The organism is Clostridium rhizosphaerae, assembly GCF_016765585.1.
Taxonomy (GTDB): Bacteria; Bacillota; Clostridia; order Clostridiales; family Clostridiaceae; genus Clostridium_AT; species Clostridium_AT rhizosphaerae.
The window spans coordinates 760,808-786,323 of the sequence record NZ_JAESWC010000002.1; the positions used below are offsets into that span (position 1 = coordinate 760,808).

Consider the following 25,516-nt stretch of genomic DNA (forward strand, 5'->3'; position numbering starts at 1 on the left):
AAAACCTGGCATATAGCCAGGTATATTAGTACATATGTCCCATTTTTTCTTTCTTAGTCTTAAAGTATCTTGCGTTATAAACATTTGAATCCATTACTAATGGAATCCTCTCAACTATCTCTATTCCATGACCTTTTAGTCCAATTATTTTCTTAGGATTATTAGTTAAAAGCCTAACCTTACGAACATCAAGATTGCTTAGTATTTGAGCGCCTATGCCATAGTCTCTCATATCCGACGGAAAACCTAATGCTAAATTTGCTTCTTCTGTATCTAGTCCTTCCTCCTGAAGCTTATAAGCCTTTATTTTGTTTATAAGACCTATTCCTCTTCCTTCCTGTCTTAAATATAAAAGCACACCTTTACCTTCCTTCTCAATAGCAGATAAAGCGGCTGCCAATTGCTCTCCGCAGTCACACTTTAAGGAATGAAAAGCATCCCCTGTAAGACACTCCGAATGAACTCTCACAAGCACCTCATCATTAACATCAATATCTCCTTTGACCAAAGCCACATGATGTTCACCATTTAGTTTATTCACAAACCCCACCATTTTAAAATTGCCGTATTCTGTTGGAAGGTTCGCTTCTGCTTCTCTTGATATATAGCATTCTCTTTCTCTTCTAAAAGTAATCAAATCTTCAATAGAAATAATTTTAATATCATTTTTTTCTGAAAGCTCTAAAAGCTCTGAAAGCCTTGCCACATCACCATCTTTATTTATAATATCAGAAATAACTGCTGAAGGGTAAAGCCCTGCAAGTACAGCCATATCTACTGCTGCCTCGGCGTTTCCAGCTTTTTTAAGCACTCCGCCTCTTAAAGCTTTAACCGGGAATACATGACCAGGTACTCTAAAACTGCTTCCATTTCTTTCATCATCTATTAACATTCTAATGGTAAGAGCCCTATCTTCTGCTGATATACCTTTATTTGTTTCAGCATAATCCAATGATAAAGCTGAATTCACTTCTTTAGATAGCTTTAAAGCTTCTAATTTTTCCTCAGTTAATGCAACTTGTATAAAACCTGCACCCATTCTCATCATAAAAGCTATGGCTTCTTTCGAAGCATATTCTGAGGCTATTATAAAAACTCCTCCATTGTCTTTATTTTCATCGTCTACAACAATTATAGCTTCTCCATTTTTAATATCTTTTACAGCATCTTCTACTTTTGAAAACATTTAATTTTCCTCCTGTTTTTTACTCTATATATCCTTTAAATATTACATCAGCACCAATTATTTCATGCTTAACTTTCTTTAAAACAATAGCATCTCTCATTCTTTCGATGCCAGCACCTCCAACAGGAGTTACTGCATCTTTCCCTCCTATTATCTTTGGTGCAACAGCTGCATAAACCTTGCTTACAACTTTGCCTTCAAATGCAGAAGCAAGCACTTCGCTGCCTCCTTCTATATAAAGTGAATCTATTCCTTTTTCGCCTAATACCTTTACTATATCTTTAAAATCCAATCTTCCTGACTTTTCTTCCAATTTAATAATATCTATGCCTTTTTTTATAAAAAATTCTTCCTTTTCCTTTGGTATTTTCGCAGAAGCAATAATAAGCGTTTTAGTCCTATCATCAACTTTTAATACCTTTGCCTCCTCTGGTAGATTACCATACTTTGAAAGTATAACTCTCAAAGGATTTGATATTTCAATTCCTTCAAGCCTTGTAGTTAAAAGTGGATCATCCATTCTAACAGTATTTTCACCTACCATTATTGCAGCTACCCTTTGTCTTAAATGATGAACAAACTCAAGGCTTTCCTCTGAGCTTATCCACTTTGAATCACCAGTACGGCTTGCCAGCTTCCCATCCAAAGTCATTGCCCATTTTGTAAATACAAAGGGCAATTTCTTTGTAATATAATGGTTATAAATTTCATTAATTTCCTCACACTGTTCCTGCAAAACTCCATTAACTATTTTTATACCTTTTGCTTTCACGATTTCACTAAAGTTTAAAGCCTTCTCTGGATTTGGATTCATCATTCCTAAATAAATCTTTTTTATTCCGCTGCTAACAATTGCTTCTATAGATTTATTAATGTCTGCATCATTTTTAAAGGGCTCTATATTTAAATATATTTCTGCACCTTCTAAGCTTTCCGAGGAATTCTTAACTGCTTCTAATTCAGCTGAATCCTCATTATAAGCCTTATAATAGCCTTCTCCAATTATCCTATCTTCTTTAACAATAACCGCTCCTGACAAAGGATGAGGATTCACAAAACCTGAACCTTTCATTGCGAGTTCAATTGCCCTATACATAAACTTATCTTTCATAATTTTTCCTCTCAGGTAAATTACTGAATAACCTTAGTTAACTTTTCTTTATATCTTAAATTTATCACAGGCTTATGTACAGGTCAATATTAATTAATAATTATTATTTGTCATTAATCCTTTGTAGTTGCCTGAAAATTCTATGCCTGCACCACGACAGCAGTCATTGAATATTTTTCTTTTAGTTTTTTTATCATACAAAGTTACTTCAAGTCTTCCTTGCAGAGTTTCGCGTGCAATTGGAACCATGTTGTCTTCCCTTGGTGCATACAAGTTCATGAAGTCTTTTTTCTTATAGTTGCCTCGCAATTTAAGCATATAGTCTTTATTACGAGCCTCCAGAATTATGGACTCTTCCTCAAATCTTATTAAAAGTCTGCTTTTATTTATAGTAGTAAACTTATAAAATTTATTATTTGCATTTATGCCTATAAGAAAGCCTGTAAAGCTTGTAAACAGCATTGGCACATGCCCTATTGAAGCTGTAATCGCCCCACTGCCATTATTAAAGCTATTGCCCTGAACCCAAATATAAGAGTAAGGAAAAGCTTTGCCCCAATTCTTTTCAATATAAACCTCCCCTCCTGTAAAATCAATGTTTTCCCCATTAACATTAAGACTTCCTTTAATATATCCATCAATAGCACAAACATGACTGTAGCACTGCATAAAAGTCAAATAATTATAAAATCCCATACTTCCCGGATTAATAAATGTATCCGGCCACTTAATAATATTATTAAACTCCAAATTACCGTGTATCTTTTCTCCCTGCTCATTTATGTTTATCTCTATTTTATTAAGTGAAAATTTACTATTTCCTACGCTAACATCAAATTTATTACTACTTGCTTTAAAATCATCTCTTTTATATGTTAAATAATTAAAGCTGCTCTCATGACCTTTGAGTACCTGAATAAAACTGTGAGAGTATTGTCTCTTGTTTGAAAGAAATATTCCCGGTATGAAACAATATGTAATCTCCCTGTACGGGTGTACTATCTTAAAATACCATCCTTCAAAAAAGTTATATTTTTTGTTTCCGCCATGATAAATATCTGGACTTTTTATAGATTTAAACAATAAAACACTCCTTTCAATCACTCCACTCCAAAACTACCTGTATAGTACATTTATAATAATTACTGTCTATTATTCTGCCTGTTTATTTTTCTTATATGCTTTACATTAAAAAATTTAAAACAAAAAACACTCAATTAACAAAACCGAGTGTTTTTTTGTTTTAAAGCTTTTTTTATTATTAACCATTTATGTGTATTAAAAAGAATCTTATCTTTTTATCTCCCCAGCCTAAATCCCAAGGAACATGATATCTATCTGTAGTATGAGAATTAACAAGAGGATAGCCCTTTGAATCAAAACCTGTAATTACAGCAAAATGATCTATATTACCTTTTCCTTTTTCATAGGCTATCAAGTCGCCTAGTTTTAGTTTTGACACAGCACCTCCTGGAAGGCTGCTTGAGGCTTCTGTCAGTTCCTTAAAAGTTCCTATTTTTATTATGCTTCCTCTGCCGCTTGAAACCAAGTAATTTTTAAGGCCGTCTGCATTAGCCCAGGCATTGCTGTGAGGCACCCATGCTCCGGTAAGTGACATACCTCCGCCCTCTTTATCTCCTAAAACTTGAGAAGCAAAATTGGTACAGTCCCCTCCAATACCATTATAGTCATTATATTTCTTATTATATTTATAATTGTTTCCGCTTCCCCAAGCGGCACCACAATACTTATCCGCATAGGCAACTGCATTTTCTCTGTTGTAAAAAGGCTTAAAGTTTAATGAAGCTTCTGAAAATAAATTACCTTTATTGACTTTTTGTAACGAAACCTCTGGATTATTTGGTATTTCTCCATCATAAGCCTGCATTGCATCTTCAAAACAATCCGTGTACCAATCGTTATATATTAGCCATTTATCATCCTTTTTAATAAGGCTTGTAGTATGTCTTATTCCTACTCCAAAGGAATTGATAGCATTTTTTTCATCATCACAGTAGGTATAGTCAAATTTATAAGATTCTTCCAACGCTGCTTTTATTATTTTTCCCTGTGGATAAACTTTTTTTATTCTAACAAAGGATTGTATGTTGGTAAATGTAATATCTCTTTCATTCGTCCAATTTGACAAGTACTTGACACGTCTAACCTCATGCTCTAATGCCCATTTTCCATATTTGCGCGAGGTATCGAAAAGTTCCTTAAGAGGAGTACAATCTCCTGATACTAAACATGCTGAACGAACATTATATATTCTTTCTATCTCGTCCTTTATTTGACTGTCAGTAAGTTTTTCATCATTTTCTAATGCATATACATTATTCTTTAGTGGAAAAATATTAAGAAGCATTATTGCAATCATTACAAATGCTATATAAATGATTTTAGTTTTTCCTTTATTTAAATGCCTTTTCTTCAACTTATAATACCTCCTTAAAAGCCGCATGTTAAGGTTTAACTTAGCTATTATTTAGTATGACCATAACAAAGACTTTTATTTTGGTAAATATAAGCACTTAAAAACTAATGGAATATTCCTAAAAAGCCTGTTATAAGAACAATTACTGCAAATATCATTCTATAATAAGCAAAGTTTTTCATAGGTTTCTTCTTCAAGTAAGAAATAAAACTATTAATTACAATTAGCGCAACTCCAAAAGAAACTATAAAGCCAACTGCAAGTGAAATTAGTTCCACTTTTGAAAGAACTGAAAATCCTCCGATTTTTACTAATTTTAAAAAACTCATGCCTACCATCACTGGTATAGCTAAAAAGAAAGAAAACTCGGCAGCCGCAACTGTAGACAATCCCGATACCCAACCTCCTATAATTGTTGAGGCCGAGCGGGACATGCCAGGAATTATTGCAAGGCATTGAAATAAACCAATTATTAAAGCTTGTCTAGCAGTTACCTTCAGTTCTTTTCCACTAAAATTATTATTTCTAAATTTCTTTTCAGCGTAAATGATCCATATACCGCCTAAAAATAATGTTATTGCTACTGATACTGGAGTAAACAAATACTCATCAGCCAAATCATTAAAAAGCACTCCTAAAATTCCACCGGGAATGCAGGAGATAAAAATCATAAGCCAAAATTTAAAGCCTGAATTTTCATAACCAACTTTTTTAGGAAAAAAATTTATAACTGTATCTTTTATTTTCCCGAAATACAGTATTACTACTGCAAGAATAGCACCGAGTTGTATAACATATGTATACATCTCAACATAATTAGGATTAGTACCTTTAAATCCCATTAAGTTTTCAAATATAACAATATGACCCGTTGAAGATACGGGTAAAAATTCTGTTATTCCTTCCACAATACCTAGTATTGCAGATTTGATAACTAAAAGCATAGTTTCCATATATATCCAGCCTCCTTTTTTACTTTTTTATTATTTCACACTCTCTCAGGGCATGGCAATGAAATTCTTGTTAACTTACAAAACTGTAAGCTGTTTCAAGTATACACCCTCAATGATGTTCTTATTATACCTTTACTGAATATTTGAATTTTATAAGTGGAACAATAAATTAGTCAAGAAAATAGGAGGCGAAATTATGAGTCAAGAAAATTTAGCACCAAACGAAACAATGCAGATCCATGAGATGTTAAACTTTAAAACTATATGTATGACTACCTCCAAGATGATGGAAGGTGTAGTGTTTGATCAGGAGCTCAAAGCATTACTTGAAAAAGATGTGCAGCAATCAATTACCTCAATAGCCGAGCTTCAGAACCTATTAAAAAAAGCTTCAAAGTTAAGATAAGGAGGCATTTAAAATGATTAACGATTATTTAGAAATAAGAAATGCCGAGGGTATGCCTAAGCTTGTTGATACAACTATGGCAACTGCTTTTTTGTTAAATGCTAAAAATGGAGTAAGAAACTGTGCAATTGCATTAACAGAAGCACCGACCCCTGAAGTAAGAGCCGTTTTAACTGTTCAACTGAATCAGGCTATCGAATTGCATGAAGAACTTTCTAATCTAATGATAAGAAAAGGCTGGCTCCATCCGGTCAACTTGGTGAAACAATTTCAAATGGATTTAGAATCTTCAACTACAGCCTCCCAAATTGCTGGTATGGATTTATTCCCAGGCGATACAAGCAGGCTTGGAACCTTTGCAACACCATATAAATAGAAGGGAGGAATTTATAATGAAAGCTGTAACCTTTCAAGGTATAAAAAGAGTAGAAGTTAAAGATGTACCAGCGCCCTCAATTAAAAAGAGCGATGATATTATAGTAAAAATAACAAATACGGCAATCTGCGGCTCTGATCTTCATCTTATTCACGATATGATACCAAATCTTCATCAGGATTACATAATAGGACATGAACCTATGGGTATAGTTGAAGAGGTAGGGCCCGAGGTCACTAGACTTAAAAAGGGAGACAGAGTTATTATCCCATTTAATGTAAGCTGCGGAGAATGTTATTACTGCAAGCATGATTTGACCTGCATGTGCGGCAACTCCAATCCTCATGGTGAAGCAGGCGGCTTCTTTGGTTATTCTGAGACATTTGGAGGATATCCCGGAGGCCAGGCTGAATATATGAGAGTGCCTTATGGTAACTTCACGCCTTTTAAGATTCCTGATAACTGTGAAATTGAAGATGAAAAACTTCTTTTAATGTCAGATGCAATGGCAACAGCCTACTGGAGTGTAGAAAACGCGGGTGTTAAGAATGGAAATACTGTTATCATATTAGGCTGCGGTCCAGTTGGACTATTAGCTCAGAAGTTTGCTTGGCTGCATGGCGCAGAGAGGGTCATTGCTGTAGACTACATAGATTACCGTTTAGAGCATGCTAAAAAGCATAACAAGGTGGAAACAGTTAATTTTGAGCAGCACAAAAATACCGGAGAATATTTAAGGGAAATTACTCACGGAGGAGCAGACATAGTTATTGACTGTGTAGGAATGGATGGAAAAATGACCCCTATGGAATTTGTAGGTTCCGGCTTAAAGCTTCAAAGTGGTGCTTTGGGAGGCTTTGTTATAGCAACTCAAGCAGTAAGAAAAGGCGGGACTATACAAGTAACAGGTGTATACGGCGGCAGATACAATGCTTTTCCTTTTGGAGATATCTTTAACCGCAATGTAAACCTTAGAACAGGTCAGGCACCGGTAATTCCTTATATGCCTATACTATATAAGCTTCTTGAGGAAAGAAAGGTTGATCCAAGCGATATTATAACTCACAGGCTTTCTATTGATGATGCACCTCATGGCTATGAGGTTTTTGATACTAAAACCGAAAACTGCATAAAAGTAGTTCTTAAACCTTAAGGAGGTAATTTAATATGGAAAATCATACTATTGCTCCAAATGAATCTATGCAGCTTTTAGAGCTTTTAACGCTTAAAAATCTTTGTATAACAAAATCAGTTATAATGTCTCCTCTTGTTTCTGATAATGAGTTAAAAGCAATTTTGCAAAATGATGTAAGTCTATCAGAACATCATATAAGAGAGCTAAAAGCTCTTCTTGAGGAGTCAGACTTAAATCCAGAGAACAATACCTGCTCTTAAATTCATATAGAAAGAAGGTTAACTATGAACTCTATAATAGAAGCTCTTACTGGAATGGATAAAATGAGCGATCAGGTTATTGCCATTGATTTTCTAATTTCCGCTAAAAGCGCTGTCAGAAACTATTCAATAGCAATAACTGAAACAACCTCTCCAAAAGTTAGAGAGGTATTAAGAAGACACTTAAATGATGCAATAAAGACTCATGAAATAATTTCAAATTACATGATTAAAAATGGATTTTATCATGCTTATAATCTGCAAGAACAGTTTAAGGTTGATATGAAAACAACCAATACTGCCTTAAGCCTTGCAAACAAATAATTTATGGAGCTGTCTTAAAGCAGCTCCATTATTTTTTCATATTTTTTAATTATTCATGAAAATTGACTTCATATAAGTCTCTCGTTAAAATATGTCCTGAATTCATTATACATCTGCATTTGAACCCCCTATTCTAAAGGTCTATAATTGTAGGGGTTATATAAATAATGAAAGCTGGTGTATATTAAATGAATTTTAATTTTCTGCATCAAAATACAGAAAAAAGACGTGAACTTATATTAAACGGTCCAATATCTACAACCCTGCTTTTATTATCTGTTCCTACACTAATGATGGGGCTTGTTCAATCTATAATGCCTGTCATGGATGGTATTTTTATCAATAACATTGTAGGAACTATTGGTGCCAGTGCCATTACTTACAGCGGACCTATAATAAATATGATGGTTGCACTTGCGCAGGGGCTTAGTGTTGCAGGTATGGCAATGATTGGACAGATGAATGGTAAAGGAAATTATAAAAACGCAAAACATGTTTCAACGCAAATCGTCGTATTTGCTTTCTTAATAGGCTGCATAACTGCACCTCTGCTTTATTTGTTAGCTTTTCCAATATCCTCAAGAGTAGATTCTCAAATTTCACATGATGTATTTTTATATTTAGCTTTAAATTCTTTAGTGCTTCCCTTTTCCTTTTTAGAATCAATTTACAATGCAATAAAAAATGCAAACGGAAAACCTGAAGCGACTTTTATTAGAATGATATTAATGTTAATATTGAAAATTGTCTTTAATGTACTATTTATAGTTGTTTTTCATTTTGGGCTTATTGGTTCTGTCATGTCCTCACTTGTATCAAATATGTTAATCTGTATTTGGATGTTTTATGAGCTTTTCATTAAAGAGGGCGATGACAAGCTTCTTTTAAAAGGCTTTAAATTTGACTTCAAAGTATTAAAAAGACTTATTAAAATAGGAGTTCCTTCGATGATATCAAGCTTAATGCTTAATTTAGGCTTCTTCCTTATTAATAATGAAACTGAAAAATATGGTCCTGTGGTTCTTACCGGTCAAGGAATTGCAAATAATATATCCTCTGTGTGCTTTAATCTGCCATCGGCTTTTGGTTCTTCCATAACTACAATGGTGAGCATGAATGTTGGGGCAGGTCAAGGAGATAAAGCAAAAAAATCTACTGTTGTAGCCTGCATTATAAGCGCAGTTACTGCAGCAATTCTAATTGCTATAGTTGTTCCCTTATCATCTAGCCTAACAGTATTATTTACACATGAACAGAATGTACTTGATATTGCAAACAAATCTCTGCATATTTATACTTATTCAGTTATAGGCTTTGGAATATGCATGGTAGAGCAAGGTGCTTTTATAGGCCTAGGTCGTACCGGTGTTCCGCTTATTATAAGCATACTTAGAATATGGCTGTTAAGATATCTGTTTATTCTTGGTACAGAGCGTTATTTAAGTTTTTATTCCGTATTCTGGGGTAATTTATTTTCAAACTACATGGCAGCAATAATTACTACCATATTAATAACGCGAATAAAATGGGTTTCATCCATTTCGCAAAGCAACAGCATAAACGAAAATGCAGGTAAAACTTCTACAGCTTTGAAGTATAAGGAAAGTCACAGCAGCTAACAAAAACACAGCCGTAATGCCTATTAAAGACTTACAGCTGTGTTTATTTATTTTCCTGCTATTCGGACATAAGTCTCTTTTCTCCACTAATGTCTTGAATAGGTTTAATATTTTGAGTTACCTCGACAGTGCCTAAATATTCCCCATTTTCATCTCTTACAGCAAAATATCTTATATAGACAAATATCGGCCCCATGTTGATCCAGAAATCCTCATGATTTTTTCTGCCTGATTTAAAATCCTCAAGCATCTTTTCAACAATATGCACACTTGCAGGCGGATGGCAATTTGCAACACTACGCCCAATTACAGCCTTGGTTCTCGCAAATATTCTCTCTTCAGATTGGGAAAAATATTTAACTATATCGTCCTTATCTATGAAAGTTATATCAAAAGGAAGAGTATTTAACATTTGTGCAAGTTCCTTAACGTTTAAAAAACCTGTTGGAAGCTTAATATATCCTTCTTTTTCACTTTCATTAACTGTTTCTGTTTTTTCCTTCGAAAGACTTACTCTCTCAGGCTTCCATCTTGTTTTCGGTTCAATTAAAGTATAGCCAACCTCATCACTTTCCTCCATAATTTTAAACCATTCATCCTCGGTAAGTGTATCCATACACATAGGAAATAGTATATTTTCTTCCTTAAATATCATTTCCTTTACTCTGTTTAAGGTTTCAGAAGCCTTGCATGCTATAGATTCCTTATCACCATTATAGTTTATTAAAAGCCTTTTAACTTCCTTAATTGCATCTCTTATTTCATCATCAACGCCCCACATAACCTTTGGAGGTGCTGTTATTCCATATTTCTCAAGATAAGGAAATACTAGATTTTCCTTTCTTGAGTAATGCTTATCAATATCATATAAAAGATTAAAATCTTCAATTAGTTTATAAATAATATCCTTACTGTCATCTTTCTTTAAAGCTTCTAAGTGAGGCTCTATATTTTTACTAATAAGAGACTCTATTCCTCTGTTTTCCTGTTTAAATGTGTGGATAGGATGACCTTCAATTTCCTCAGCTTTTTTAACCTCTGCAGCATGTATATCTGCTATGCTTCCTTTAAAAACTGCTGCGTGAACATCGCAAAGCCTTTGAACCTCTTCAATAGGCATACCTTCCATTATAAGAGCCTGCTCCATCTCAGAAATCTCAGAAGGAGCTACCCCTTCTATAAGCTTAGCAAACCTTTCTTTCACTTCTTCTGCACTTTTTCCGTTATGAAGCTCAGTTATCAGCTCTTTTAGTACCTTCTGCCTATACTCTCTGTTGTTTATTATTTCACTCATGCTTAGTACCTCTCTTTAAACTTCTTACAATAGTATAAGTTTTACCTTTTTAAACCAACATATTCATTTCTATGCATCAAAAATTAGTAAATCGCTACTTAAGTAATCAAAAAGCCTAATCCATTCTTAGGTTTCTGATAAACTCAAACAGCGATTTTATATAAAATCTATATAGGACAAATGGGAATTAAGTTAGCTTTCGCCCTTAGAGCAAACTGATGGTGCATGTGAAAGTTCCCACAGCTCATCAGCCACTGGCTCCCAGTTTAGTGCTGCAGTTTTGCATTTATCACAAAGTTTATTAACATCTTCCGGCTTTTGCATATCTGTTGACTTAGCTCCTGATTCTTCGACTATATCAGCAAGTCTTCCATAATTATCTAAAAGTGGACAAGGTCTTAAGTGATTTTCATTAAAAGGCTGATTTTCATGATATTTCATAAACAGCGGCGATTTTAAAGCTTCTAAAAGTGTCTTATTATGAATATTTGAATCTGAATAATGTATAAAGGCACAGGGTTCAATATCACCATTTGCATTTATATGAAGATATCTTCTTCCGCCTGCAATACATCCTTGTACGTATTCTCCATCATTCCAAAAATCCATAGTAAATAAAGGCTTTGTATCTCTGAATTTTCTTATTTGATGGTACATAAATTCACGCTGCTTTGATGTTGCCATAAGTTCTGGTACAGCATCAACTCCAACTGGCATATAGGTAAAGAACCATGCAAACTTGGCACCATTTTCTATCATAGAATCTATATACTCTTCACTTCCAATAATATCTACATTCTTGCTTGTATAGCAGCAGGAAATACCAAAAGGAAGATGTTTAGCTTTGAGAATTTTCATAGCTTTAAGCACAGCACTATAGGTTCCATCACCTCGCCTAAAATCCGTTTCCTCCTCAAAGCCTTCGATGCTTATTGCAGGTATGAAGTTTTTAACTCTAAGCATCTCATCTGCAAACTCTTCATCGATAAGTGTCGCATTGGTAAAGGCGAGAAATACGCTATCCTCATGTTTTTCGCAAAGCTTTATAATATCTTTTTTACGTACTAGTGGCTCACCTCCGGAATAAATAAACATATATACACCAATTTCGTTGCCTTGTCTAATAATACTGTCTAATGTGTCTGTATCCATGTTAAGCTTATTTCCATAATCAGCTGCCCAGCACCCTGTACAGTGCAGATTACAGGCAGAGGTAGGGTCCATTAATATAGCCCAGGGTATATTACAGTTATTCTCATTTCTTGCTTTTTCCTGTCTATGTCCTCCTATTATGGATGCATTGATAATAAAATTCTCAAAAACTTTTTTTCTTACATCTTCATCAATATCTGTCCATAGACTGTGTATTAGCTTATACCAGTTACCATCCGGATTTGAGAGTATATTACGAAACTCTTGAAGCTGACTTTCTACCATTCCCGAAGTATCAAACTTATCAACCCAATCTATAACCCTAGGTATATTAGCATCAGGGTCACTATCCAAATATTTCATGACTTTTTTAAGTCCTAAAGTTTTAAAATTCTCCATTAAGCTTTTATCGCTCATAAACCTCTCCCCCAAAACAATAAAAATACTCTTTAAATCATTATAGAACCACCATCTTTAATTACTATAGGTCAAAAGATAGAACTGTCCAAATTTTACCCACTTTTAAATATTGTAGCTTTTTTAGACATTTTAAATTTTTGTCCGGAATAATATAAAAAGCGAGTTATCTATAATTGACAACTCGCCTTCTATAAAATATTTTGTTCAAGTTCTTTTACAAGTTTGACTGCAGCACCAGTAACTGCTGATTTTATGAGTCCTACAAATTCTTTAGGAGGAATTTTAGCACCTTCTAAAAGCCAACGTGAGATGGAGGTTCTAAAGGCATCAGTAAAAAAGTTAACATAGAATTCTCTATTTTTACTCTCTTCAAATATACTTTCAAAGTATATTAGAATAAAGGGTGATAAAACCTCTCCAAAGTACTCATAAAAGGAATTTTGTCCGGTTATCTGAAGAGCATTGCGATAAAACGACTTGTTTTTATAGAAAAATTCACATATATCTTCAATGAAATCCCATTCTGAATCTATGAGCTCTTCCTTAAAATTGGCAACAAATTCTGTGTAATAAATCCAGTTTACTAAATCATACTTGTCCTTAAAATGGTAATAAAAGCTTTTTCTATTCATATTACAGCGTTCTACAATATCCCCGACAGTTATTTTGTTTAGAGGATATTCAGCCATGAGTTCCTTTAGGGCATTTGCCAGTGCGCGTTTTGTAATCAAAGACTCTGACATCTCTATAATCACCTCTAACATAGCTATCCATACTATTAAAACCAGTATCTTTATTACTAATTCTCGCACATCCATATCATAATAGCAACCCTAGTTTTGCTTTATATACCACTTTATGGTCTTTATAATTCCTTCCTCAAAGCTAGTTTCAGGACTCCATCCAAGCTCTTTTTCTATTTTATCTGAAGCTATAGCATATCTTCTATCGTGTCCTTTTCTATCTTCAACATATTTTATTAAATCTTCAGAAATGCTAATATCATAGTTTTCTTTTAGATATTTAATAATTATTTTTGTTATTTCTATATTAGTCTTCTCATTATGCCCTCCAATATTATAAACTTCACCAAGTCTTCCACTCTGAAGCACCATATCGATAGCTCTGCAGTGATCTTCAACGTACAGCCAGTCTCTTACATTAAGCCCATCACCATAAATAGGAAGCTCTTTATACTCAATACAATTAGTTATCAATAGAGGCATAAGCTTTTCAGTAAACTGGTATGGCCCGTAATTATTTGAACATCTAGTTATATTTATTGGCATACTATAAGTATCATAATAAGCTTTCACAATTAAATCTGCTCCTGCTTTGCTTGATGAATAAGGACTTCTCGGATCTAAAGGAGTATTTTCATAAAAATATCCGTTTTTGCCCAAGGATCCATAAACTTCATCTGTGGAAACCTGCAGAAATTTTACCCCAGCTTTAAATCCTTCTTTAGTTTCCCAAGCTTCTTTTGCGCAGTTTAAAACATTTGTAGTTCCAAGCACATTCGTCTTAACAAATATTTCAGGATCTTCAATACTTCTGTCCACATGAGATTCTGCTGCAAAATTGACTACATAATCTATGTTGTATTCTTTAAATAGCTCATTTACAAGTTCTTTATCGCATATATCTCCTTGTATAAATAAGTATCTTTCATCCTTATTTACTTCTTCTAAATTATCAAGATTTCCCGCATAAGTAAGCTTATCGAAATTAATTATTTTAATTTCCTCATATTTAACCAGCATGTACTTTATAAAATATGAGCCGATAAAACCTGCTCCCCCTGTTACTAAATAAGTTTTCATTTTATAATCCCCTTTTTATAATTTATTTTATACCTTCAAACATTCCTGCCTGCTTTGATATTCTAAATTTTCCTGTCTTACTAACTTTTGCTTTTATATGCTTTTCAAACTCTTCATACCTCCCTTCTAACATTTCATGCTCGTTTCCGTGGCAGGACAATATATAGTCAAGTATAGGCTTATAATCATCCACAATTAAGCTGTCTTCATAAGTGTGAAGGTTAATTTCCTTAAACCAAGGCTCAAGCTGTTCAAATCCATTTTCAAGTCCAAAAACTTGCTCTAAATTTATTTCGGCTAAAGCTATCTTGCTGTCAAAGCTTTTAGCAAGCCCTTCTATCTCTTTCATATGTCTTATCCCATAAGTACTGCAGTAAAATCTTCCTCCCTTTTTTAGAATTCTTATAATCTCGGAAAACAGTTTGTCCCTATCCTTAATATAGAACAGCATATGATTAGCTATAACTACATCAAAGCTCGCATCAGCATAATGAAGCTTATTGCAGTCAAGCACTTCAAAATTTATCTTTCGCTTTAAGTTTTTATTTTTATCCCTTGCATCATTAATCATGCCCTCTGATATATCCGCAAGCACTATATTTACGTCATCAGGTATCTTATCTTCATTAGATTTCCAAAGCTGGCCATCTCCACAGCCGATTTCTAATATTTTTTCTCCTGAAGAAAGCTTTAATTTATCAAAAACCCAATTAAACCAATCATATTTATTTGTTCTGAAGTTTTTATGCAAATTTATTCTTACCTTGAGATTTGTTGAGTCTTTATACTGTTCAACTATGTCCCTTTCAAGATTAAGAACATGTATAATATTTATTATTTTGTTCCAGTCAAAGCTTTCATTTGTCTCAAACATCCTTTTTGCTTCATAAATAGATTTTTCTATAAGCTGCATATGCTCAAGTTTGTTTTTAACTATTTTAAGCTGACTGTCTAAAGATTTTCTCAAATAGTCATTATCTCTGTCGCTAGAAATTGACATTAATATATCCTCAAGAGAAAACCCTAAATATTTTAAGGTTAAAATTCTTTGAAGCTTTGCAAAGTCCTCATCATTATACAGCCTATAGCCGGCTTCACTTAAGCTTGATGGCTTTAATAATCCTTTATTGTCATAAAACCTTATTGTCCTTATGGTTACACCGGCTTTTTTTGCAAATTCCCCTGCTGTGTAAAACTTTTTATCTCTCATATTCATCACCCATTTTTATTATAGAGGATTACGTCAGGTAATGGTCAACAAGTTTTTACAATAAAATTATAGTTATAGTTAATAATATAATAAGCACCCTATTTCTAGAGTGCTTGTCTTTATTTACTCATTAATTGTAATCTCATCAAACATATTATTCATTGTATATTGTTATATATTCTTTAAATACTAATAGACTCATTCTCCACTAGCTATAGCATTCTATAGTAGGCACGAATTCCTTCCCAAACTATAATTTTAGAAAAGTTGCCGCTTTTAATGTAACCTTTTATTAATATTTTCATATGTTGAACTAGGACAAGCATACTTGTCCGTTATGAAGGGAGGGATACCATGTTTTATTCAACTGATAATCATAAAAATAGCCAAAGTAATTATAACAATACTGGCTATTATCAGGAAAATGATCAAAACAATAATTACTCAAATTGGAAGCGAGGACACAAACAAGAGAAGCATTGCAAGAATCATAACCCAAACAGTTGTCAAACTCATGTTCATGAATACGAAGGCAGCACTAGAATCGCTGAGCAAAATATAGATCCTCATAATCATCGGTTTGCTGGTGTTACTAGTCAGGCTATTCCTCATGGTAACAGTCATGTTCACACTCTCTTAGGTAACTCTGACTTTTATGAAAACCATCATCATGAAGTAGGAGCAATAACTGGACCAGCTATACCTGTAGGTGATGGTAGACATGTCCACTTCGTATATGGTACAACCACTTTAGACGATGGTCATGTTCATCAATTTATTTTTGCTACACTAATTGAAAACCCCATAGGTGACTAGCTTTTTTACTGAGTCGCCATAACTGGCGGCTCACATTTATCTTCTATTTTATCATCTATTTTCTAAGGCAGAGACAATTTAAAAATAAATAAGAAACACCAGTGTTCAATTTATATAAAACACTAGTGTTTCTTATTTGGTGACTCCTAGGGGAATCGAACCCCTGATACCACCTTGAGAGGGTGGTGTCTTAACCGCTTGACCAAGGAGCCTCATATTTATTTGACATATAAATATTACCTTCTAAAGGTAAAAATGTCTAATAGAAATTTTTAATAGTTGAGTATTTATTAATTTGATTTTCATATAATTATTATCTTCTAATCTTAGGTAACGGATAAAAAACTTCTTTGTGGCAGCATTAAGTATATGATCTTCTATGTGGGAGCTCTCAATCATGTGTCTAATTACCTATTCTAAAAGATATCATTTGAAACGATCTCAAATTCCTCAGGCATTATCTTTCTCACGTGCCGTGTGTTTAGAACGATTAACATAAATATTAATCACCTTGTAAATACATCAGCTAAAATACTTATATGATAATTATAGAAAATTTTTAAAAAGGTATTGATTATACCAAAAAAATAGTATATTATAAAAATGTAAATGAATACAGAACATATATTGAGGCGTGCAACCGATTAAATTTGGGCAATAGCTGAAGAGGATTATAATATTTTCCTTTTCAGCTTTTTTATTTACCTGAATTTAGTCTTATTAAGGTGTCCTAAAAGGCCTAAGATATCACTTTAGTGCATTATAAGCCAGACTTCTTAATTAAATTTCTGTATTAATGCTCATATTGTATTTAAGGATGATAAGTCCTTAAAAATATATAATAATAAGGAGGGGGAACTTCATTATGATGAAGTATCTACAAAGACTAGGAAAATCTTTAATGCTTCCAGTAGCAGCTCTACCTGTTGCAAGTATATTGATGGGTATTGGTTACTGGATTGACCCTACTGGATGGGGTGCAAACAGTGTTGTATCAGCTTTCCTTTTAAAAGCAGGCGGTGCCTTAATTGACAACATGGCTATCTTGTTTGCAATTGGTGTAGCTGTAGGAATGTCTGATGACAATGACGGCACAGCTGGACTTGCGGGACTTGTTTCATGGCTTGTAATTACAACATTACTTGCTCCAGGTGCTGTAGGAATGTTTAAACACATTGACGTTAAAGCAGTAGACCCAGCATTTTCAAAAATTCAAACTCAATTTGTCGGTATCGTAGCAGGTTTAATAGGTGCTTACTGCTATAACAAATTCAAATCAACAAAATTACCAGACGCTTTAGGTTTCTTCAGTGGAAAAAGAAGTGTTGCCATAGTAACAGCAGCAATGTCAATTTTAGCAGCCCTTATATTATTCTTTATTTGGCCTGTTGTTTACGGCGCACTAGTAGCTTTCGGTAAGGCAATAGTATCTACAGGTGCTATCGGTGCAGGTATCTATGCATTCTTTAACAGATTGTTAATACCATTTGGTCTTCACCATGCACTTAACTCCGTATTCTGGTTCGACGTAGCTGGAATCAATGACCTTGGTAACTTCTGGTCAGGTAAAGGAGTACTTGGTCAAACTGGTATGTACATGACTGGTTTCTTCCCAGTAATGATGTTTGGTCTTCCAGCTGGTGCATTAGCTATGTATCATACTGCTAAAGACAAGAAGAAGAAGGTTGTTTATGGTTTACTCTTAGCAGCAGCATTATCTTCCTTCTTTACAGGAGTTACAGAGCCAATGGAATTTGCATTCATGTTCCTAGCTCCAGGACTTTATGTAGTTCACGCTCTATTAACAGGTATTTCTGCAGCAGTTTGTGCTCTTCTACCAGTTAGAGCAGGCTTTAACTTCAGTGCTGGTTTCGTTGACTGGTTCTTAAGCTTTAAGGCTCCAATGGCTAAAAATCCTCTTATGCTACTCGTAATTGGTTTAGTATTTGCAGTTATCTACTATGTAGTATTCCGTTTCGTAATTACACACTGGAACTTAAAGACACCTGGTAGAGAAGATGATGATGACGATGAAGTTAATGTAAAACTTTCAAACAATAACTACACAGAAGTAGCATCCATCATACTAAAAGGTGTTGGAGGAAAAGAAAACGTAACAGCAATTGATAACTGTGTAACTAGATTACGCTTAACAATTAAAGATCAAGCAGTAGTAAATGAAAAAGTTATTAAATCAGCTGGTGTAGCAGGTGTTATAAGACCTGGAAAAACTAGTTTACAAGTTATTGTAGGAACTCAAGTACAATTTGTAGCAGATGAATTTAAGAAATTATGTAAGTAATATATAAGTAATATAAAGGGATGTTGATTTTATCAGCATCCCTTTATATTAACCCTTATTTTGTATACTTAAGAAACCCATTATCCATAATAAGCTTCAGCTTTTCTATCTCATATAAATATTCAACATATGATGTAAGCATTCTTTGTATAAAAGCATATCTATATGCGTTTGTCACTCGTATATTAAAGCTTTTAATAACAACTTTCATAATATCTTCCATTGTCATTGATCCATCTATTACTTCATATATGCGCATAGCTCTGCTTTCATAAAAGTCCATGTTATCGTCTATAAGCTTTTTAATATTATCATATATTCCTTTATGAGCAACCACATACTTGCTGCAGTTCAAATCATAAAGCTTTGCCTTGCTCTTCATATCTTCGCTTAAAATATAAGCATAGGGCATTTTTGCTCCTTCCATTACCTCGTAGCTTATAAGACAATCTCCTAAATAAGCTGCATCATCAGGAGTTATGATACATATATGCGCAGGGCTGTGTCCAGGAGTATGTATTATTTTAAAATCAGCTCCGCATAATGTTATGCTTTCCTGATCCTCTTCTATCATAATATCTGTTTTGCAAACCATATGCCCATAGTGTTCTTTAACATCCTTTAATGTCTGACTTTGATAGTAAAGCTTAAGATTAACTGCAGAGCTGCAGATGTGAGCTTCATAAGCTGACATAGCAATGACACAGTTGTATTTCTCCTTCAAATACGAATTATTTCCAATGTGATCTATATGAGCATGGCTGTTTAAAATTGCCGCTACTTTAAAATTATTCTTTTCAAGCACTTCCTCAATGCCTTCACGCTCGCCTTTTTTCCAGCCTGTATCAAGCATAATAATTTCTTTTTTGTTGAGTTTATAAAAAGGGATATAACTCATTCCTGTATCTATGCAAAAGGTATTTCCTTTTACGTTAATTATGTCCATATATATGTCTCTCCTTTCAGTCGAATCACTGAATACTCTATAATGCTCGTTTTATATATTTGTTTAATAATACTGGTGAAGCGAGCATGGAATTTACATTGTAGAAAACATTGAGCGAACATTAATAAGACTTAACTTATTTTCTTAAAATATGCGTCAAGAAATTTTTTTGTTTGAGCGAGGCGAGTTAAAAAATTTTAGCAGATTTAAAGAAAATAAGTTTTAGTCTTATATGTGTAGCGAAGTTTTCCTAAATGTAAATTCCATGCGAAAATTTCACCAGTATTATTAGGCAACGTTTATTTTAAAAGATGCATTTTACTCTCTGCCTCGTCCCAGCTTACTATATAAGCCTGCCCCTTTGAACAGAAAATTGAAGAGGAAGTATATTCAATGTCAGCGTTTTTATTATAGCCTTTTCTTTTAATGACCTCTTCCTCGTTATGACAGTGATGATAGCCTCCAAAAACAAGACTTATGATTCCCCTGCCCTGTGTAAAAGAAGCTAATTCCGTACTGTAGTTCATAAAATTAACTGCCGGCACCTTGCCTAATATAATCGCTTTATTCTCTAGAATTTTAGGCGGCTCAAAGCTTCCGTATGCACCCTGAATATCTGACAAAACTCTTCCCATATATTCAAGTTCAACTTTAATTTTAAAATCATAATAAGGCTCTAAAAGTATACTGTTTGCTTTTTCCAGCCCATGTCTTAAAGCCCTATAGGCTGCCTCTCTGAAATCCCCGCCTTCTGTATGCTTAATATGGTCTGCTCCTGTTAACAGTGTTATCTTAATGTCTGTAAGAGCCGAGCCTGTAAGGATTCCATGGTGCTCTCTTTCAAGAATATGTCTTCCAATTACATTTTGAGCTCCAACAGAAAGGTTGTCTGTATGACATCTGCTTTCAAAAACAGCACCTTTTCCCCTTTCATTAGGCTCAAGCTTTAAATGTACCTCAGCATAATGCTTTAAAGGTTCAAAGTGACCATAGCCTATAACCTCCGAAGTAATTGTTTCCTTATATATTATTTCCGGTGTTCCAAAGCTTACATCCAAGTTAAACCTTTCTTTAACAATCTGTTCTAAAACCTCCAGCTGAATCACACCCATTACGCTGATATTAATCTCCTGCAAGGATTCCTCCCAAGTTACTTTAAGGGATGGATCTTCAGAATCCAATATCTTAAAACATCTTAGAATTTCCTTAGGATTCAAAGCCTTGTCAAATACAACCTTTGATTTAAGTGCAGGTATCATTTCAAAGGAAGTTTTTTCTCTTAAAGCCCCGATGCCGTCCCCTGCTTCTGCTGCTGAGAGTCCTGTAACTGCAAAAAGCTCCCCTGCCTTTATTTCCTCAGCCGCTTTGAATTTACTGCCGTTATATATTCTTATTTGAGTTATTTTTTCATGAATATTATTTCCATAGTATATTTCATCTCTAACCCTCAAACTTCCACCTAAGGCTTTAATAAAGGTGACTCTTGCTCCGCTCATATCGTGTCTTATTTTATAAACCCTGCCTGAAAAAGGTTCGTTCAAATTATAATTTGTAAAGGTCGATTTATGTAATTTTTCTAAGAAGTTATCTGTTCCAATATCCTGAAGAGCAGACCCGCTTAAGCATGGAAAAATCCTGCAATCCTTAATCATGGCTTTCATGGAAGAAATCCATAAATCAGCCTGATAGCTTCCCTCCATATACTTTTCTAGAAGCACTTCATCTCTTTCAGCAATAAATTCTATAAGTTCATCGCTTATTGAATCATTGTTAAGTTTTTCTGTTATATCACAGATATTGTCTGTCAAATTTAATTTAATATCACTAATTACAGACTTAACATCTGCACCTGTTCTATCTATCTTATTTATAAAGAAAAGAGTGGGAACCTTGTATTTTCTAAGCAGATTCCATACTGTTTCCGGATGTGCCTCCACACTTCAACAGCACTTACGATAATAACAGCATAGTCCATAACCCGAATCGCTCTCTCCATTTCTGAAGAAAAGTCTACATGGCCCGGGGTATCTATTAAAAAATAGTTTGCATCCTTATAAGACATAACCACCTGATCTGCAAATATAGTTATACCCCTTTGCTTCTCTATATCATGGCTGTCTAAAAAGGCATTTTTATAATCCACTCTTCCCTTTTGTCTTATACTGTTTGTATGATAAAGAAGTGCCTCAGCAAAAGTAGTTTTTCCAGCATCTACATGGGCTAAAAGTCCTATGATTTTGTTCATATTCATTCCTCCATGATACCCATATTTTAATATATTAATATTACTACACATTTTTATTTTTTGTATAGTACTGTTTACTCTTTATAGCTAAGTACCGCAAAATATGCTAAAATTAAAACCATTTCATTAAGTATTAGAAGTATGATATTATAAGAATAATATACAACTGAAAAATGAGGTGTTAAGATTGAATAGATGTCCATGGTGCGGTACAGATGAATTATATGTAAAATATCATGATGAAGAGTGGGGTGTCCCTGTTCACGAGGAACAAAAGCATTTTGAATTTTTAGTGCTTGAATCAGCTCAAGCGGGCTTAAATTGGCTTACCATACTTAGAAAAAGAGAAAACTACAGAGAAGCCTACGATAACTTTGATGCAGTTAAGATTTCTAAGTATGATGAAAACAAAGTAAATGAACTTATGCAAAATGCAGGCATTATTAGAAATAGAAGAAAGATTGAAGCTTCAATAAATAATGCTAAAGGCTTTTTAGAAATTCAAAAGGAATTCGGAAGCTTTGATAATTACATATGGAGTTTTGTGGATAATAGTCCTGTAATTAATCATTGGAATGACATCTCAGAGGTTCCTGCGACTTCAGAGCTATCAGATAAAGTAAGCAAGGATTTAAAGAAAAGAGGCTTTAAGTTCTTAGGCAGCACTATAATATATGCACATCTTCAAGCTACAGGTATAATTAATGATCATTTAACAAGCTGCTTCAGACATAATGAAGTTTGTTAATATTATATTTAAAGTGGGGTTTATATATGGATTTACAAGAATTTAGAAATTATTGTTTAAGTAAAAAGGGCGTTACTGAAACATTTCCCTTTGATAATGAAACCTTAGTTCTTAAGGTAGGCTCCAAGATGTTTGCTTTAACAAATATAAAAAAGCCTAATCTGGAGATCAATTTAAAATGTGATCCTCTTATGGCTATAGATTTAAGAAGAGAATACAGCTCCATTAAACCAGGCTACCATATGAATAAAACTCATTGGAATACCATAGCTGTTGATGGAACTGTACCCGAAGATAAAATTCTATTTTTAATTGATTTGTCCTATGATTTGGTTTATAAAGGCTTAAAGAAAAGCGAAAAGCTTAGTTTATCAAAATTATAAAAATGGATGCTGAAAAACAGCTTAGACCCAGCGTGTTATTTGAAAACGTAGAAGCATTTGAGCAAGCAGCAATAAGACTTTAATTTAAAAATTTATAAAGCCGTTAAGAATCCTATATTGTCTGAGCAAAGCGAGTTTATAGGATTTAGGCTTTATAAATTTTTAAATTATTAGTCTTATCTGCGAAGCGAAGCTTCCTAGAATTCAAATAACACGCAACAGGTTTAAGCTGTTTTTCAGCATCCCCTTCTACTTCATTACTCTTCTAGCACATAAATACTCATCAGTATCATCTAGTGATGATATTCTTACAACTGCTCCGCTGTATGGTGCTTCAATGTAGCAGTTATTTCCTACATACATACCAACATGATGTGGATCGCTGTAAGTTCCGAAGAAAATTAAGTCTCCAGGCTGCAGGTTCTTTCTATCTACAGCAGTTCCTTCATGAATTTGAGTAAAAGTCGTTCTTGTTAAATGTATTCCAAAATGAGCATACACATACTGCATAAGTCCAGAGCAGTCAAAAGCTTGTCTTCCTAAAAGCTTTTCCATACCGGTTAAATCATGCGATGTATTTTTGTACATATTTATATCCGCTTGTGTAAAAACCTCACCTTCAGCTCCCCATACATAAGGGCATCCTAAAAATTTATAGGCATATGCTACTACAGCATTTGATGAAGCCGGAGCTGTAGGTGCCCCAGTGTTTCCACGATTAGGCTGCTGATCATTTTTTGTCTGTGCCTGCGCTATTGCCTGTAGCTGCTTTACTGTATCCTGAACCTGCTTGTCAGAAGCTGCAATTTTATCTTTATAGCCACTTACCTGGCTCATATAATACGCTTGTCTACTTTTTGCTTCCGCTATTAGCTTCTGCTGATCCTGAGCATCACTTTTAACCTGAGCTAATTTGGCTTCATTGTTCTGCTTATAAACAATCAGCTGATTTCTATCATTTTCTAAAACATCTTTAGCTTTTTTGATACCTTCCTTTTTATCAGCCAAATCTTTTGTAACTTTTTTATCAAAATTAACTATTGAAACAACGGCTTGCGCGTTGCTAATGAACTCATTAAAACTTTTAGACGATAACAGTATGCTGATATATTGATCATTCCCTGCTATGTACATAGCCCTCATTCTTTTATTAAAAAGCTCTTGCTCGTTTTTAATATCAGCTTCAGCATCTGCCAAGTTTTTTTGAGATATTATAATATCCTTTTCCTTTTGTGCTATCTTCGTGCTTGTATCCTTGATATTCCTATTAAGATCTTCTATCTTAGAATCAAACATCTGAATCTGAGAATTAAGATTTCTAATATCCTTTTGGGCATCCTCGGCACTTAATTGACTCTGCTTCATATTTTGATTATACTGACTTTTTTGACCCTCCAGCTGCTGTTTCTGCTGATTGAGAGAATCCACTGTTGGATCAGCAAATACAGTTGTTCCTGCTGATACTACTAAAGCTGTACATACTAATATACTTGTTATTCTACTTCTTAATCTCATCCATCATACTCCCATTCATTGATTTTTACACGTACTAAAACAACATGCATTGTATATTATTCTATAAATAATAGTAATAACCTTCTAATTTCAACAAAATTTTTCTCGACAAATAAAAAAATGCTAATCTTAGCAAAGATTAGCACCTTTTTAAGAAGTTATCATGATAAGAAGTTATCTTCTTAAAAATTTATATATTTATATATCTGAAAAACTACTTATTAAATAAGCCCTTATCAAGTATATCCATTACCTTATCAACAACATGGTCAAAATTCTCATTATCTTCGTCAAACATTACATACTTAAGACCGATAAAGTTTGAAACTCCCATAAGGAAATAACTTATAACCATCGGATCAGAATCAATTACTTCTCCCTCTTCTTGGGCCTTTATAATACCTTGAGAATATCTGTCTGCAAAGTTGTCGTAGTAGTCTCTAAAAAGATTCTTATCTATATATAGAGACTCCCATATTATATTATAGGCATGCTTGTTTTCTCTAATATACTTAAGAAAGGTTTTTAGGCCTACCCTTTCAGCTTCCCTTCTGGTTTTTAAATTTTTAGTTTCAGAACTTATTGCCATACGTATTTGATGGCTGTATCTTAAAAGAAGATATTTATATAAAAAGTATTTGTCCTTAAAATATATATAAAAAGTTCCAAGAGCTATATCCGCCAAATTTGTTATATCAACTATTGAAGTGTCGTGATAGCCCTTTTGATAGAAAAGAGTTTCTGCTGCACTGCATATCTTTTCAAGGGTTGCCTGACCTCTTTGGGTTTTTGGAATATTTACTATATCTTCCATGCTGCTTATCCTTTCTATCTTGAACTTTGTTACCAAATTAT

22 protein-coding genes, 1 tRNA gene and 2 pseudogenes are annotated in these 25,516 nt (G+C 33.8%); 10 read left to right on the top strand and 15 right to left on the bottom strand.

The window, feature by feature from the left end; genetic code table 11:
* Positions 1-25: 25 nt before the first annotated feature.
* The 5 genes from ribA to JK636_RS06815 all read right to left on the bottom strand — a co-directional run bounded on the left by ribA (position 26) and on the right by JK636_RS06815 (position 5,687).
* On the bottom strand, positions 26-1,186 hold the full coding sequence (gene ribA, locus JK636_RS06795; protein WP_202748080.1) for a GTP cyclohydrolase II: 1,161 nt from the start codon (positions 1,184-1,186) through the stop codon (positions 26-28).
* A 19-nt stretch (positions 1,187-1,205) separates the two neighbouring features.
* Positions 1,206-2,297, bottom strand: a complete 1,092-nt coding sequence (gene ribD / locus JK636_RS06800; protein WP_202748081.1) for a bifunctional diaminohydroxyphosphoribosylaminopyrimidine deaminase/5-amino-6-(5-phosphoribosylamino)uracil reductase RibD — start codon at positions 2,295-2,297, stop codon at positions 1,206-1,208.
* A 93-nt stretch (positions 2,298-2,390) separates the two neighbouring features.
* A complete protein-coding gene (locus tag JK636_RS06805) occupies positions 2,391-3,380 on the bottom strand; it encodes a tocopherol cyclase family protein (protein WP_202748082.1) in 990 nt (329 codons plus the stop codon).
* Positions 3,381-3,558: 178 nt separating this feature from the next.
* Entirely contained in the window at positions 3,559-4,677 is a 1,119-nt protein-coding gene (locus tag JK636_RS06810) for an amidase domain-containing protein (RefSeq protein WP_420839268.1), read from the bottom strand.
* A 161-nt stretch (positions 4,678-4,838) separates the two neighbouring features.
* Complete coding sequence (locus tag JK636_RS06815) at positions 4,839-5,687, bottom strand: undecaprenyl-diphosphate phosphatase (protein ID WP_202748084.1); 849 nt, start codon at positions 5,685-5,687, stop codon at positions 4,839-4,841.
* 196 nt (positions 5,688-5,883) lie between these two features.
* Between JK636_RS06815 and JK636_RS06820 the strand changes: the two genes are divergently transcribed.
* From JK636_RS06820 to JK636_RS06845, 6 genes are all read left to right on the top strand, one after another.
* The gene (locus JK636_RS06820) at positions 5,884-6,093 is read left to right on the top strand and encodes a spore coat protein (RefSeq protein WP_202748085.1); all 210 of its coding nucleotides are present in this window, start codon (positions 5,884-5,886) and stop codon (positions 6,091-6,093) included.
* Between the two features lie 13 nt (positions 6,094-6,106).
* Entirely contained in the window at positions 6,107-6,469 is a 363-nt protein-coding gene (locus JK636_RS06825; RefSeq protein ID WP_202748086.1) for a spore coat protein, read from the top strand.
* 16 nt (positions 6,470-6,485) lie between these two features.
* Entirely contained in the window at positions 6,486-7,622 is a 1,137-nt protein-coding gene (locus JK636_RS06830) for a zinc-dependent alcohol dehydrogenase (protein ID WP_202748087.1), read from the top strand.
* A 14-nt stretch (positions 7,623-7,636) separates the two neighbouring features.
* Positions 7,637-7,864, top strand: a complete 228-nt coding sequence (locus tag JK636_RS06835; protein ID WP_202748088.1) for a YvdQ family spore coat protein — start codon at positions 7,637-7,639, stop codon at positions 7,862-7,864.
* Positions 7,865-7,888: 24 nt separating this feature from the next.
* Complete coding sequence (locus tag JK636_RS06840) at positions 7,889-8,188, top strand: spore coat protein (protein ID WP_202748089.1); 300 nt, start codon at positions 7,889-7,891, stop codon at positions 8,186-8,188.
* Positions 8,189-8,376: 188 nt separating this feature from the next.
* Positions 8,377-9,807: an MATE family efflux transporter gene (locus JK636_RS06845; RefSeq protein WP_202748090.1), complete on the top strand. Its 1,431-nt coding sequence runs from the start codon at positions 8,377-8,379 to the stop codon at positions 9,805-9,807.
* 58 nt (positions 9,808-9,865) lie between these two features.
* Here the strand turns inward: JK636_RS06845 and JK636_RS06850 are convergent, their stop codons facing one another.
* The 5 genes from JK636_RS06850 to JK636_RS06870 form a co-directional block, all read right to left on the bottom strand.
* On the bottom strand, positions 9,866-11,101 hold the full coding sequence (locus tag JK636_RS06850; protein WP_202748091.1) for a DUF438 domain-containing protein: 1,236 nt from the start codon (positions 11,099-11,101) through the stop codon (positions 9,866-9,868).
* 192 nt (positions 11,102-11,293) lie between these two features.
* Positions 11,294-12,670 carry a radical SAM/SPASM domain-containing protein gene (locus tag JK636_RS06855; protein WP_202748092.1) on the bottom strand — a complete coding sequence of 459 codons (1,377 nt, stop codon included), beginning with the start codon at positions 12,668-12,670 and terminating at the stop codon, positions 11,294-11,296.
* A gap of 191 nt (positions 12,671-12,861) precedes the next feature.
* A complete protein-coding gene (locus JK636_RS06860; protein WP_202748093.1) occupies positions 12,862-13,416 on the bottom strand; it encodes a TetR/AcrR family transcriptional regulator C-terminal domain-containing protein in 555 nt (184 codons plus the stop codon).
* 90 nt (positions 13,417-13,506) lie between these two features.
* Positions 13,507-14,496, bottom strand: a complete 990-nt coding sequence (gene rfbB / locus JK636_RS06865) for a dTDP-glucose 4,6-dehydratase (RefSeq protein WP_202748094.1) — start codon at positions 14,494-14,496, stop codon at positions 13,507-13,509.
* 22 nt (positions 14,497-14,518) lie between these two features.
* Positions 14,519-15,706: a MerR family transcriptional regulator gene (locus JK636_RS06870; RefSeq protein ID WP_202748095.1), complete on the bottom strand. Its 1,188-nt coding sequence runs from the start codon at positions 15,704-15,706 to the stop codon at positions 14,519-14,521.
* Positions 15,707-16,213: 507 nt separating this feature from the next.
* On the opposite strand from JK636_RS06870, the pseudogene JK636_RS06875 reads away from it, so the two are divergent.
* Positions 16,214-16,522 (top strand): annotated as a pseudogene (locus JK636_RS06875) (YmaF family protein); the annotation flags it as partial.
* A 137-nt stretch (positions 16,523-16,659) separates the two neighbouring features.
* On the opposite strand, the gene JK636_RS06880 reads toward JK636_RS06875, so the two are convergent.
* Positions 16,660-16,734 (bottom strand) — tRNA-Glu (locus tag JK636_RS06880).
* A 653-nt stretch (positions 16,735-17,387) separates the two neighbouring features.
* Here JK636_RS06880 and nagE point away from each other — a divergent pair.
* Positions 17,388-18,824, top strand: a complete 1,437-nt coding sequence (nagE, locus tag JK636_RS06885; RefSeq protein ID WP_202748097.1) for an N-acetylglucosamine-specific PTS transporter subunit IIBC — start codon at positions 17,388-17,390, stop codon at positions 18,822-18,824.
* A 55-nt stretch (positions 18,825-18,879) separates the two neighbouring features.
* Here nagE and JK636_RS06890 read toward each other — a convergent pair whose 3' ends face one another.
* Together JK636_RS06890 and JK636_RS06895 are read right to left on the bottom strand one after the other, a co-directional pair.
* Complete coding sequence (locus tag JK636_RS06890; RefSeq protein WP_202748098.1) at positions 18,880-19,770, bottom strand: MBL fold metallo-hydrolase; 891 nt, start codon at positions 19,768-19,770, stop codon at positions 18,880-18,882.
* Between the two features lie 299 nt (positions 19,771-20,069).
* Positions 20,070-22,015, bottom strand: a pseudogene (locus JK636_RS06895) (GTP-binding protein).
* Positions 22,016-22,193: 178 nt separating this feature from the next.
* Between JK636_RS06895 and JK636_RS06900 the strand changes: the two are divergent.
* Positions 22,194-22,763 (top strand): DNA-3-methyladenine glycosylase I, encoded by a 570-nt coding sequence (locus JK636_RS06900; RefSeq protein WP_338025733.1) that lies wholly within the window; start codon positions 22,194-22,196, stop codon positions 22,761-22,763.
* Between the two features lie 26 nt (positions 22,764-22,789).
* Positions 22,790-23,146 carry an MmcQ/YjbR family DNA-binding protein gene (locus JK636_RS06905; RefSeq protein ID WP_202748100.1) on the top strand — a complete coding sequence of 119 codons (357 nt, stop codon included), beginning with the start codon at positions 22,790-22,792 and terminating at the stop codon, positions 23,144-23,146.
* Between the two features lie 249 nt (positions 23,147-23,395).
* Here JK636_RS06905 and JK636_RS06910 read toward each other — a convergent pair whose 3' ends face one another.
* Complete coding sequence (locus tag JK636_RS06910; RefSeq protein ID WP_202748101.1) at positions 23,396-24,661, bottom strand: C40 family peptidase; 1,266 nt, start codon at positions 24,659-24,661, stop codon at positions 23,396-23,398.
* A gap of 214 nt (positions 24,662-24,875) precedes the next feature.
* Positions 24,876-25,475, bottom strand: coding sequence for a TetR/AcrR family transcriptional regulator (locus tag JK636_RS06915; protein ID WP_202748102.1), 600 nt, complete (start codon positions 25,473-25,475; stop codon positions 24,876-24,878).
* Between the last annotated feature and the right edge of the window lie 41 nt (positions 25,476-25,516).

What these genes read in the sequence shown, in the direction of transcription:
- JK636_RS06835 (WP_202748088.1), top strand. Translation starts at nt 7,637, where the DNA reads ATGGAAAATCATACTATTGCTCCAAATGAATCTATGCAGCTTTTAGAG.
- JK636_RS06845 (WP_202748090.1), top strand. Translation starts at nt 8,377, where the DNA reads ATGAATTTTAATTTTCTGCATCAAAATACAGAAAAAAGACGTGAACTT.
- JK636_RS06825 (WP_202748086.1), top strand. Translation starts at nt 6,107, where the DNA reads ATGATTAACGATTATTTAGAAATAAGAAATGCCGAGGGTATGCCTAAG.
- rfbB (WP_202748094.1), bottom strand. Translation starts at nt 14,496, where the DNA reads ATGAAAACTTATTTAGTAACAGGGGGAGCAGGTTTTATCGGCTCATAT.
- JK636_RS06860 (WP_202748093.1), bottom strand. Translation starts at nt 13,416, where the DNA reads ATGTCAGAGTCTTTGATTACAAAACGCGCACTGGCAAATGCCCTAAAG.
- JK636_RS06830 (WP_202748087.1), top strand. Translation starts at nt 6,486, where the DNA reads ATGAAAGCTGTAACCTTTCAAGGTATAAAAAGAGTAGAAGTTAAAGAT.
- JK636_RS06870 (WP_202748095.1), bottom strand. Translation starts at nt 15,706, where the DNA reads ATGAGAGATAAAAAGTTTTACACAGCAGGGGAATTTGCAAAAAAAGCC.
- ribA (WP_202748080.1), bottom strand. Translation starts at nt 1,186, where the DNA reads ATGTTTTCAAAAGTAGAAGATGCTGTAAAAGATATTAAAAATGGAGAA.
- JK636_RS06850 (WP_202748091.1), bottom strand. Translation starts at nt 11,101, where the DNA reads ATGAGTGAAATAATAAACAACAGAGAGTATAGGCAGAAGGTACTAAAA.
- JK636_RS06820 (WP_202748085.1), top strand. Translation starts at nt 5,884, where the DNA reads ATGAGTCAAGAAAATTTAGCACCAAACGAAACAATGCAGATCCATGAG.
- JK636_RS06890 (WP_202748098.1), bottom strand. Translation starts at nt 19,770, where the DNA reads ATGGACATAATTAACGTAAAAGGAAATACCTTTTGCATAGATACAGGA.
- JK636_RS06815 (WP_202748084.1), bottom strand. Translation starts at nt 5,687, where the DNA reads ATGGAAACTATGCTTTTAGTTATCAAATCTGCAATACTAGGTATTGTG.
- JK636_RS06905 (WP_202748100.1), top strand. Translation starts at nt 22,790, where the DNA reads ATGGATTTACAAGAATTTAGAAATTATTGTTTAAGTAAAAAGGGCGTT.
- JK636_RS06855 (WP_202748092.1), bottom strand. Translation starts at nt 12,670, where the DNA reads ATGAGCGATAAAAGCTTAATGGAGAATTTTAAAACTTTAGGACTTAAA.
- nagE (WP_202748097.1), top strand. Translation starts at nt 17,388, where the DNA reads ATGATGAAGTATCTACAAAGACTAGGAAAATCTTTAATGCTTCCAGTA.
- ribD (WP_202748081.1), bottom strand. Translation starts at nt 2,297, where the DNA reads ATGAAAGATAAGTTTATGTATAGGGCAATTGAACTCGCAATGAAAGGT.
- JK636_RS06915 (WP_202748102.1), bottom strand. Translation starts at nt 25,475, where the DNA reads ATGGAAGATATAGTAAATATTCCAAAAACCCAAAGAGGTCAGGCAACC.
- JK636_RS06910 (WP_202748101.1), bottom strand. Translation starts at nt 24,661, where the DNA reads ATGAGATTAAGAAGTAGAATAACAAGTATATTAGTATGTACAGCTTTA.
- JK636_RS06840 (WP_202748089.1), top strand. Translation starts at nt 7,889, where the DNA reads ATGAACTCTATAATAGAAGCTCTTACTGGAATGGATAAAATGAGCGAT.
- JK636_RS06810 (WP_420839268.1), bottom strand. Translation starts at nt 4,677, where the DNA reads ATGATTGCAATAATGCTTCTTAATATTTTTCCACTAAAGAATAATGTA.